Origin of the sequence: Streptomyces poriferorum (assembly GCF_019399235.1) — a bacterium.
Classification (GTDB): Bacteria; Actinomycetota; Actinomycetes; order Streptomycetales; family Streptomycetaceae; genus Streptomyces; species Streptomyces poriferorum.
Genome location: NZ_JAELVH010000258.1, coordinates 1 through 9,193, shown reverse-complemented (window position 1 = coordinate 9,193; position 9,193 = coordinate 1). Strand labels below are relative to the sequence as shown.

At 67.1% G+C, this 9,193-nt stretch carries 9 protein-coding genes; all 9 read right to left on the bottom strand.

Features of this window, described 5'->3' with window-relative positions; genetic code table 11:
* Positions 1-214 precede the first annotated feature (214 nt).
* Positions 215-1,531 (bottom strand): sensor histidine kinase, encoded by a 1,317-nt coding sequence (locus JGS39_RS31600; protein WP_219573175.1) that lies wholly within the window; start codon positions 1,529-1,531, stop codon positions 215-217.
* A gap of 52 nt (positions 1,532-1,583) precedes the next feature.
* Positions 1,584-2,468: a DUF5936 domain-containing protein gene (locus JGS39_RS31595; protein ID WP_219573174.1), complete on the bottom strand. Its 885-nt coding sequence runs from the start codon at positions 2,466-2,468 to the stop codon at positions 1,584-1,586.
* Positions 2,469-2,482: 14 nt separating this feature from the next.
* The gene (locus JGS39_RS31590; RefSeq protein ID WP_219573173.1) at positions 2,483-3,421 is read right to left on the bottom strand and encodes a type II secretion system F family protein; all 939 of its coding nucleotides are present in this window, start codon (positions 3,419-3,421) and stop codon (positions 2,483-2,485) included.
* A 10-nt stretch (positions 3,422-3,431) separates the two neighbouring features.
* Positions 3,432-4,769, bottom strand: coding sequence for a TadA family conjugal transfer-associated ATPase (locus JGS39_RS31585; RefSeq protein ID WP_219573172.1), 1,338 nt, complete (start codon positions 4,767-4,769; stop codon positions 3,432-3,434).
* A 61-nt stretch (positions 4,770-4,830) separates the two neighbouring features.
* Positions 4,831-5,208, bottom strand: coding sequence for a TadE/TadG family type IV pilus assembly protein (locus JGS39_RS31580; RefSeq protein ID WP_219573171.1), 378 nt, complete (start codon positions 5,206-5,208; stop codon positions 4,831-4,833).
* A gap of 3 nt (positions 5,209-5,211) precedes the next feature.
* The gene (locus tag JGS39_RS31575) at positions 5,212-5,622 is read right to left on the bottom strand and encodes a TadE family protein (protein ID WP_219573170.1); all 411 of its coding nucleotides are present in this window, start codon (positions 5,620-5,622) and stop codon (positions 5,212-5,214) included.
* Positions 5,623-5,638: 16 nt separating this feature from the next.
* Positions 5,639-6,910 carry a CpaE/TadZ family protein gene (locus JGS39_RS31570; RefSeq protein ID WP_219573169.1) on the bottom strand — a complete coding sequence of 424 codons (1,272 nt, stop codon included), beginning with the start codon at positions 6,908-6,910 and terminating at the stop codon, positions 5,639-5,641.
* Between the two features lie 7 nt (positions 6,911-6,917).
* The gene (gene cpaB, locus JGS39_RS31565; RefSeq protein ID WP_219573168.1) at positions 6,918-7,628 is read right to left on the bottom strand and encodes a Flp pilus assembly protein CpaB; all 711 of its coding nucleotides are present in this window, start codon (positions 7,626-7,628) and stop codon (positions 6,918-6,920) included.
* A gap of 171 nt (positions 7,629-7,799) precedes the next feature.
* A complete protein-coding gene (locus JGS39_RS31560; RefSeq protein WP_219573167.1) occupies positions 7,800-8,660 on the bottom strand; it encodes a hypothetical protein in 861 nt (286 codons plus the stop codon).
* Positions 8,661-9,193 lie beyond the last annotated feature (533 nt).

The following is a 9,193-nucleotide window of genomic DNA, read 5'->3' as shown; positions in this document are numbered from 1 at the left end:
AGGGGGGAAGGCGGGCATGGTTCCGGATGCCGCGACCTGCTGAGGAACGGGGAACCCTGGGGAGCTGGATTCGGAAGTGACCGGTGTGCCATGCGAGGACGTGTGCTGGGAGGCGTGGTGCTGTGCGGCCCAGTTCTGGCCCGAGGCACGGGAGACGTCGTCCGACATTCTGCGACCTCCTCTCATGTATCTGTGGGGACGGGCGGGAAGCGGGTCAGTCGAGCGGTGATGCGGGCGATGCTTGGGTCAGGGCAGCCATGGGAAGTTCAAGGCGGACTTCCGTGCCGGTGACCGCCTTGCCCTTGCCGATGCGGATACGGGCCCCGATGGACGCGGCGCGTTCCACCATGCCGACGAGGCCGAAGTGGCCGGCGCGCCTGAGGTCGTCGAGCGTGACGCCGGCCGGCAGACCGCGCCCGTCGTCGTACACGCTGATCCTCAGGACGTCGCCCTTCACTCCGGCAAGCACAACGAGGTACGTGGGGTGAGCGTGGCGGTTGGCGTTCTCCATCGCCTCGGAGGCGATGGTGAGCAGTTGCCGCGCCACGACCTGGGGCACGGCCGGGACCGGATCCTCGTTGAGCAGCCGGAAGCTCGCGGTGAGACCGTGTCGCCGGGTGAAGTCATCGGCTCGGGCTTGGAGTTCCGCCACGACGTCGATTCCGCCGTCGAGTCCCGACTCGCGTCGCAGGTCCGACAGCAGCTCACGCGACTCCGCCGCCGCGCGACGGGCGGAGCGGGCGACGAGCTCGGCCTGATGCTTGACGGTCAGCGGGTCCATACGGTCGGAGGAGCTGGCCAAGCCGTCTGCTGCCATGGCCAAACCGTGCAGGGTCTTGGCAACGGAGTCGTGCATCTCCCGGGCCAGTCGTGTGCGTTCACCTTCGATGGCCTCGCTTACGGCCAGCCGTGCGCGGGTCTCGGTGAGGGCCTGACTCGCTGTGCCGAAGCGGAGCAGTAGGTTGCGCAGGGTGACACCGACTGCGCCGGCGATCACGCAGAAGCCAGGGAGAAGCAGCGCGGTGGCCTCGCTGGCCTCCAGTTGCGCGTCGGTGCCGTACACGCCGAAGATGATCAGCGTCTGGAGGGCGGCGAAGACTGCCGCACCCCTCCACCCGTAGACGAGTCCGGCGAGCAGCGGCGTGCAGACCGTGACGTACGCCAAGGTGGATTCCGGCGTGGCGGTGATCAACAGCAAGGCACCGAATGCGGCGTCGACACCGAGCAGCCACGGGTGACGCAAGAAGAGCGGGCCGAAGCGCTCCCAGTCCCGGAAGAGGACGTAGGAGCCCATGAAGGTGACGAGGATGGCCGCGCCGATCAGCCACGTGGCGAGACCGGGCGCCGTGCGGTCGATCGCGAATGGCGTCGCTATGGCGGTCATCGCCAGACGGAATCCGAAGACCTGCCGGCACATCGCCTGGAGCGCGTTGAGCTGGATCGCGAAGGCCGGTTGAGCCCCTGGGTTTGCGAGCGCCTGGCGAACCTCGCTCGTCAACCCGGGTTGTGAATCGCTGAGTTGAAATGCCATGCGCCTGTCACCTCCTCCAGCTCGTGGTCTGCATTCTCCCCCGTCACGCAGGTCATCCCTTGATGAACGAGAAGTCGACGTTGGCTCCGTACACGAAACCGACTGTCAGCAGCACCAGCGTTCCCGGCAAGAGGAACGAGGTGACCGCGAAGGTCGCCTTCGGGACAGCCTTGGCCGCCTTACGTCGTGCGTTCTGGGCGTCGGTGCGGCGCATGTCGTTGGCGATCTGGATCAGCGTCTCGACGATCGGCGCTCCCAGTTCCTCACCTTGCTGGAGTGTGGTCACGAACATGGCGACCTGTTCCGAGTCGTTGCGTTTACGCAGTTCCTCGAAGGCCTGCCGTCTGCTGACTCCCATATCCATCTGGCGGAGAGTGATGCGAAGTTCGTCGGCCCAGGGGCCTTCGTACTTCTCGGCGACGCGCTCCAGCGCCTGGCGAAAGCCGAGGCCTGCCGACACGACGACCGCTAGAACGTCGAGGAAGTCGGGGAGCGTGCGCTCGATGTGTTCCTTGCGGACGCGGACGGCGGACCAGATGCCGACCTCCACCCAGAAGGCACCGAAGGCCAGGAGCAGGATGGAGACGAAGATCTGACCACGCATGAGGGTCGACAGGGCGCCGAACACGCCGAGCGCCCCGTAGACCGCGCGCCGGGCCGCATATCGGTCGATAGTGAGGCCGCCGGGGTTACCTGCCATGTCGATCTGGTGGCGCTTCTTGTTGACGGCCTTGGGGCCCATCATCCTGAGCACCGCGGGGGCCCACCGCATGCCCATCCGGTCAATGCCGGAGCCGACCGCGCTGGTGCGGGTGGAGCCGACCTCCAAGGCGATGGCGAGGTCGCCGGGAAGCTTGGCGTCGGCGCGGTACATCCGGATTCCGGCGATCGCTCCGTACACGGCGAGACCTACCACGAGTGCGAGCAACAAGTCCATGTCCGCTCCTCCCCTCAGACGTCGATACGGGACAGGCGGCGGATCACGATGAATCCGATCGCGTACAGGACCAGAGAGACGATCACCGCGACCTGGCCGATGAACGCCCCGGTCATACGGTCGAGAGCGCCCGGCATCACACCATTCATAAGGAGCATGGCCCCGATACCGAAGCCCGGAACGGCATAGGCCGTGACGGTGACCTGTGAGAGCTGCGTCTTGACCTCACGACGCGTCTCCTTGCGCTCCTCCAACGTCTCGGTGAGGTTGCGCAGGGAGCTGACCACCGTACCGCCGGCCCGGTTCGAGAGAACGAGGGTCGTGACCAGGACGACGAGTTCGCGGGACGGTAGCCGCTCGGTCAGTTCGCTCAGGGCATCGTCAAGCGATTCCCCGACGCTGAGGCGGCGGGCTACGCGGGCGAGCTCCTCGCCGGCGGGGTCCTCAAGCTCATCTGCCGCCATCGAAAGAGCGGTACGCAGAGCGAGTCCGGCCTGAGTGGCGTTGGCGAGGATGCGGGACAGCTCGGGGAGCTGGTTGATGAAGCGCTCGGTGCGCTTGGTGCGCTGCCAGTTCAGGAAGGCGTTGGTGCCCCATAGCCCGACTATGGCAGCCACAGGGCCGAAGAAGGAGGCCAGGATCGATGAGGCCACCATCCAGAGACCCGCCATGGCCAGAAACGCGTAGACAAGGAATTCGCCCGGAGTGATCTCGAGCCCAGTGACGGCAAGCTTCAGCTCGATCTTGCGGCCCAGTCCGGTCTTGCGAAGCCTCCGGTCGACGCCCTGGAAGCGGCGGTGACGTCCTGCGGCCTGTATCTGGCCGGTGTGCGACAGACGGTCGACGAGGGCGTCGCGGTCGGCCTTGCCGCCGGCGTACGCATGCAGACCCATGACGCCGAGCACCCCGCAGACGAGCGTGGCGCCGATGGTGAGAAGGGGGAGATTGGTCATGGCGCGGTACCTACTTGGCCTCTCGGGTGGCGAGCTGTTCGTCGGACGAGGCGACACCGAAGGCCTGGGGAATGGGCTGGCTGGCCATGTAGAGGCGTTCGGCGATCTTGCGCGGGAGCGGAAGGTACTGGAACTGGCCGTAGATCCGCCCGTCGGCGGCCATCGGCTGGGGAATGAAGCGGGCGACGCTGACGATGCGGTAGTTGTCGCGGCCGTGCGAGTCGAGGATCGCGATCTCGGTGATCTTTCGACCACCGTCGGCGTGCCGGGTGAGCTGGACGATCACGTCGACGGCGCTGTTGATCTGGTCGTGCAGGGCCTCGAAGGGGATCTTGATCTCCGACATGGAGGCAAGGGTTTGCAGACGCATCAATGCGTCCTCGGCGTTGTTGGCGTGCACCGTGGCGAGGGAGCCGTCGTGGCCCGTCGACATCGCCTGGAGCATGTCGAGCGACTCACCGCCACGGACCTCACCGACGACGATGCGGTCGGGGCGCATACGCAGGGAGTTGCGGACCAGGTCACGGATGCTGATCTGGCCCTTTCCCTCGACGTTCGCCGGGCGGGACTCCAGCCGGATGACGTGGCTCTGCTGGAGTTGGAGCTCGGCGGAGTCCTCGATCGTGATGATGCGCTCGTTGTTGGGGATCAGCCCGGAGAGCGCGTTGAGCAGGGTCGTCTTGCCGGTGCCGGTGGCGCCGGAGACGATGATGTTGAGCTTCGCCTGGACTAGACCCGAAAGCAGGATCAGCATCTGCTCATCGAGTGAGCCGAAGCCGATCATCTCCTGGAGGGTGAAGGCCCTTGGGAACCGTCGGATGGTGAGCGTCGCTCCGGTCAAGGAGAGCGGCGGAATGATCACATTGACACGCTCGCCACTGGGCAGGCGGGCATCCACCATCGGGTTCGACTCGTCCACGCGCCGGTTGACGGTCGAGACGATGCGCTCGATGGTCTGCATCAGCTGTTCGTGCGAGCCGAAACGCATCGGGAGCTGTTCGACCTTGCCGCTGCGCTCGACGAAGATCTGGTCGGGGCCGTTCACCATGATTTCGGTGATGGACGCGTCTTCGAGCAGCGGTTCCAGAATGCCGAGGCCGAGGGCCTCGTCGACGACCCGGCGGATCAGCTGCGACCGTTCGACGGTCGAGAGGACCGGGCCTTCGCGGCTGATGATGTGGCCGAGCACCCGCTCCAGCCGTGCCCGACGGTCGGCAGCGGCCAGCGAGGACATCTCCGCGAGGTCGATCTCCTCAAGCAGCTTGGCCCGGTAGGAGGCGACCATGTGGCCGTCTTCCCGCCCCCCGGCTTGCTCCTCGGGGGCGGTGATGCGTGCCCGCAGGCTCATGGTGCTGACTCCTCGGTCCGGCTTGCCGGTGTGGTGGGTGTGAGTGGGGAGGCTGTCCTCGCTATTCGCGGGGCATGGTGGAACTGCGGGTGGCGGTACCGAAGTCGTCGACCCACGGAATGATCGAAGGGATCTTGACGTGGGCGGTGTAGGTCACGGTCTTCAAGCCGGGCGAATCCGTGAAGTACGCTCCGCCCTTCGTGGTGATCCAGTCGCTCATGGCCCGGTGACCTGCCACCCTCGGCGCAGTCTCCGGAAACTCGTGGCTGGCCGTACGCGCCGCCGCCCGGGCTCCGGTGCCTGCCTGGTTCACCGCGTATGCGGCGATGCCCAGCTGGATGGCGCAGAGGCCGACCAGCAGCAGCAGCGGGACGAACCCCATGTACTCGAACGCGACCTGCCCGCGGTCGCGAGCAGACCTTCGCTTCTTCCCCGTCATGAATCAGCCCTCCTTCGCCGAGGCGGCTTCGCCGGTGACCGTCGGCCCCCAGTCGAGTACTCCGGGCACCAGGACGGGCACGGTGAGTTCGACCTTCACCTTGTACAGGCCGGGTTCGTAGGCGCTGGGGCACCGGAAGAAGGCCTCGCCCTGCCAGGCGCTCGGCAGGTCCTCCCGCCCAGCCTGCTCGCAGGCACCGTTCGGGTTCCACTGCGACCCGTTCCCCGCCCGTGCCGCCACATCCGCCGCGTTCCCGGCCAGGATGAACGTGTAGCCGAACAGCGCGCACTGCCAGAGCGCGATGAGCATCAGGATGATCAGTGGCGTAACCCCGACGAACTCGATCGCGGTCTGTCCGCTGTCGCGGTCACGCCTCCTGCCTATCCGGGTTTCCGCCCTCTCGGTGGTCGCCATGAATCAACCTGCCCCCTCAGTCGGTCTTGCCACGGCCCGCGGAATCGCCCCGCCTGCGCGAGCGCCCGATCGAACCTCGGTCGTTTTTGTACTTGCCACTGCCTTCCGCCCCGGCGGGCACCTTCACCAGGCCCAGCTCACCCGCCAGAGCCCAGAGCGCCTGCTTGACGACGCTCTTCGAGTCGAGTTCGTGCATGCGGCCGGCGTCGACCGCGCCCTGAAGTTCCTTGAAGTTGGCGGGAATCGCTGTTCCCGCGATCCGGGTCCCCGTGATCTTCTGGATCAGCGGGGGCTGGATCTCGGTGTTGCGGCTGTAGCGGTTGACGAGGGTCGTCGTCTCCTCCGCCTTGCGGATCTGGAGGCGGTCCCACATCCGTACGATGCGCTTCGCGCCGCGTACCGCGACCACGTCCGGCGTCGTGACCAGCAGGGCGACGTCGGCCATCTCGATGGCTGCCGCGTTGGCGCCGTTCATCTGGCTGCCGCAGTCGATGACCACGATCTCGTACCGCGAACGCAGTGCGCTGACGATCTGCCGGGCGGAGCGGTCGCTGACCTCCTCGCCGCGTTCGCCCTCGCCGGGTGCCAGCAGCAGGGCGAGCCCGCTGCCGTGGCTGAACACGGCGTCGGCCAGGACGCGGGGCGAGATGTCGCTGATCGCGGCGAGGTCGACGATGGAGCGGCGGAACTGTACGTCCAGGAACGAGGCGATGTCGCCGGACTGCAGGTCCATGTCGACCAGGGCGACCGTGTGGCCGGAGGCCTGGGCCGCCAGGGCCAGCTGTACGGCGGCGACGGTCGCGCCGACTCCGCCCTTCGCGCCGCTGACGGTGACGACCGTGCCGCCGGGGCCGGTGAAGACCTCGGCGCCCGCCCCCAGGTGGCGGCGGACTCCGACGGACCAGCCGGCGGCGGCCTGGACGCGCTGGGCCAGCTCCTCGTACGAGAGGGGCAGGCCGACCAAGCCGCGGGCGCCGGAGTCCATGGCTGCCGAGTAGAGCCCGGGGCTCGCGTCGGCGGTGACGAGCACGACCCCGACCGCCGGAAAGCGCAGGGCCACCTCCCGGATCAGCTCAAGGGCTGGGACCGGACCGATCCGCTCGTGCACCAGCACGACCTCGGGCAGCTCGTCCAGTGACTCGGCGGCGAGCCGGGCCAGGGTGTCGAGCAGCGCGGTGGAGTCACCCAGGGGCCCGGCCGGCTCCGCGTCGGGGAGCTGGCTGAGCAGTGTGGTGATGGATCGGGCGGCGTCGGCATCGCCGACAGCCGGGAGGATTCGTGTGCTCATCCAGTCCTCACTTGTTCTTGTCTTCGTCGAGGTTGTAGCTGCCCTCGCCCGGACGCAGGGTCGTCGGGCTGTCGTTCGGCAGGAGTGCCAGTCGGACGTGCTCGGCGAAGGACTCGGCGTAGGCGACGCGCTGCGCGTCGGTGGTGTCCAGGGCGAAGGTGATCGGCACGGCCTCGGTCGGGCCGCTGCGGGAGTCCTCCTTCGGGTCGAGGGAGGTCAGCTGGCCGACGTCGATGACCTTGGCGTTGGGGACGATGACGCGCGAGGTGGGCTGTTCCTTGTCGTTCTGGCCGCCGAAGGTCGCGTAGATGTTGACCAGGTTGCCCGGCCGGATCTTGCCGGCGACGCCCGTCGCGGCGTCGATCATGATGGCGATCTCCTGCTGCCCGCTCTCCAGCGCCGGGCGCTTGACGAGCATGTCCTCCTGGAGCAACGAGCCCGCGCGGAGCGTGGTGACGGCGATCTTGCCGTCCAGCACCGAGAGGTCGGTGACGGCGTTCTTGGACAGCCAGCGCTTCGGCATCGAGACCTTCTCGAACTGCCCCGGGTCCAGCGGCCGGTAGGGGGCTATGGTCGATTTGACCTGGTAGGCAGTCACCTCCGGCCCTACCTTCGAGTTCACATCACTGATCACCGAGAGCACACCGGCGAACGCGCCGAAGGCACAGAGGACCGAGAGAAGGAGAAGGATGACGCCGCGGCGTTGCCGTGAGTTCATGAGCGGAGCAACCTCGTTGGGAGACGTGGGCCGATGAGCGGACAGAGGGGCGGAGCGGGGTCGGGCCGACGCGGGTCACGCTGCGGCGTCCGCCCGTAGGGAAGCGGGCCGGTGCCGTGCGCGGTTCGCCGGGCTGTGGGTGCAGCAGCGGCACACCGCCGTCGCGGTGGCTCACGACCCGTGGTGCATGGGTGTTCCTTGGTTCAGGACACCGGAACCGCTCGTTTGGTTCTCCGGCGGTTTCAACGGGGCCGAGCACAGGCCGCAGCGGTCGCCGATGAGTTCATTTCCGCACCAGGTGCAGACCTCCCTGCGAACCGAAGAAACCAGCTGATAAATCAGTGAAATATCGGGCAGAAAGGCGGCGAATTCGATCATTTTCGAAGTACCCCACCAAGTGGGCGAATCCGCAGGCAAGGCGACTTCCTGCACGGCCTGCACCTGCCAGGCCGGAGCGATCGTGGAAGCCACCCAATCGGACTGCAACTGCCCCTTGGCAACAAGGAGATGGGTGGAGAACTCGGGACCGGTGAGGTCCCCCGAGCCGATCTTGATCAGCTGGGGGTTCGGGTTGGCCAGCACACCGAACTGCGATCCGGGGACCCATGACTTCGCATGGGCCTTCAGGCTGACGGGCACCCGGTCCAGCTTGGTGACCGAGTTCAGCAGCGCCCCGGCGTGGATGTAGTGGGACAGCAGCCTCGCGGCCGAGGCGACGACTCCGGCACTGAAGTCACAGATGGACAACTGCCGCAATTGGCGCACCAGTACCGCCACACCCAAGGGGGGCAGATCGGCCTTGATCAGCGCAATGCGGTCGCTCTCCAGCACCGAGCGGATCATGTGCAGCCGGCGCTCGTGGGCGACGGGGATGCTGGCGGGGTAGACCGCGATGACGTAGCCGTGCTGCTCCAGGAGCAGATGCATGTCGCTCAGCGCCTGGTCGAGCGGCTGCTCGCCGGGCGCCCTCAGGACCACCGCCGTGGGCGTCTGCTGATCGGTCGGAGGCAGCACGAGGTCAGCACTGGTCACTGCTATTGCTGTCGGCACGCTGTTCCCCGTTCGGCTCCGGCCGCCGCGTACCGCCGGCCGCAATCGCTCCTGCCAGGTGCTCCTTACTCGGGCGCTCCTGCCTCAGCACTTTATCCACGTCCGGGGAGGCAGAGAACACCTTTGGGGGCCCAGTGAGGCAGGGCTCACGAAGTCCGCACAGGGCGTTCGCCTGACAAATCACCTCAAGTGACTGGTAGTTAAATTCCGTACCATTCAGCGGCTTAGCCGCGCACGTCGAGATAATTCATGATCCATTTACGCTTCGGCGCACGTCGGAGCGCGTGGGAGCGCTTTCACGCGACCGATTTCAGTGGTCCTGGTGGGCCCACTGTGAACTCTGGGCCCGGATTGGGGCCCCCGGACCTACGGGGTCGGAGCGACCGGGAGCGCAGGTGCACACACCCCGCCGCGAGGCGGTCCGCGTCCCTCTCGGGAGTGAACGGGCAGCGGCCCGCAGCCCTGCCACCCACCACCGCACACCACCGCCACTCACCACCACACACCACTGCCAC

Excerpts from the sequence above, each read along its gene's own strand:
- JGS39_RS31600 (WP_219573175.1), bottom strand. The coding sequence starts at position 1,531 with ATGGCATTTCAACTCAGCGATTCACAACCCGGGTTGACGAGCGAGGTT.
- JGS39_RS31595 (WP_219573174.1), bottom strand. The coding sequence starts at position 2,468 with ATGGACTTGTTGCTCGCACTCGTGGTAGGTCTCGCCGTGTACGGAGCG.
- JGS39_RS31590 (WP_219573173.1), bottom strand. The coding sequence starts at position 3,421 with ATGACCAATCTCCCCCTTCTCACCATCGGCGCCACGCTCGTCTGCGGG.
- JGS39_RS31585 (WP_219573172.1), bottom strand. The coding sequence starts at position 4,769 with ATGAGCCTGCGGGCACGCATCACCGCCCCCGAGGAGCAAGCCGGGGGG.
- JGS39_RS31580 (WP_219573171.1), bottom strand. The coding sequence starts at position 5,208 with ATGACGGGGAAGAAGCGAAGGTCTGCTCGCGACCGCGGGCAGGTCGCG.
- JGS39_RS31575 (WP_219573170.1), bottom strand. The coding sequence starts at position 5,622 with ATGGCGACCACCGAGAGGGCGGAAACCCGGATAGGCAGGAGGCGTGAC.
- JGS39_RS31570 (WP_219573169.1), bottom strand. The coding sequence starts at position 6,910 with ATGAGCACACGAATCCTCCCGGCTGTCGGCGATGCCGACGCCGCCCGA.
- cpaB (WP_219573168.1), bottom strand. The coding sequence starts at position 7,628 with ATGAACTCACGGCAACGCCGCGGCGTCATCCTTCTCCTTCTCTCGGTC.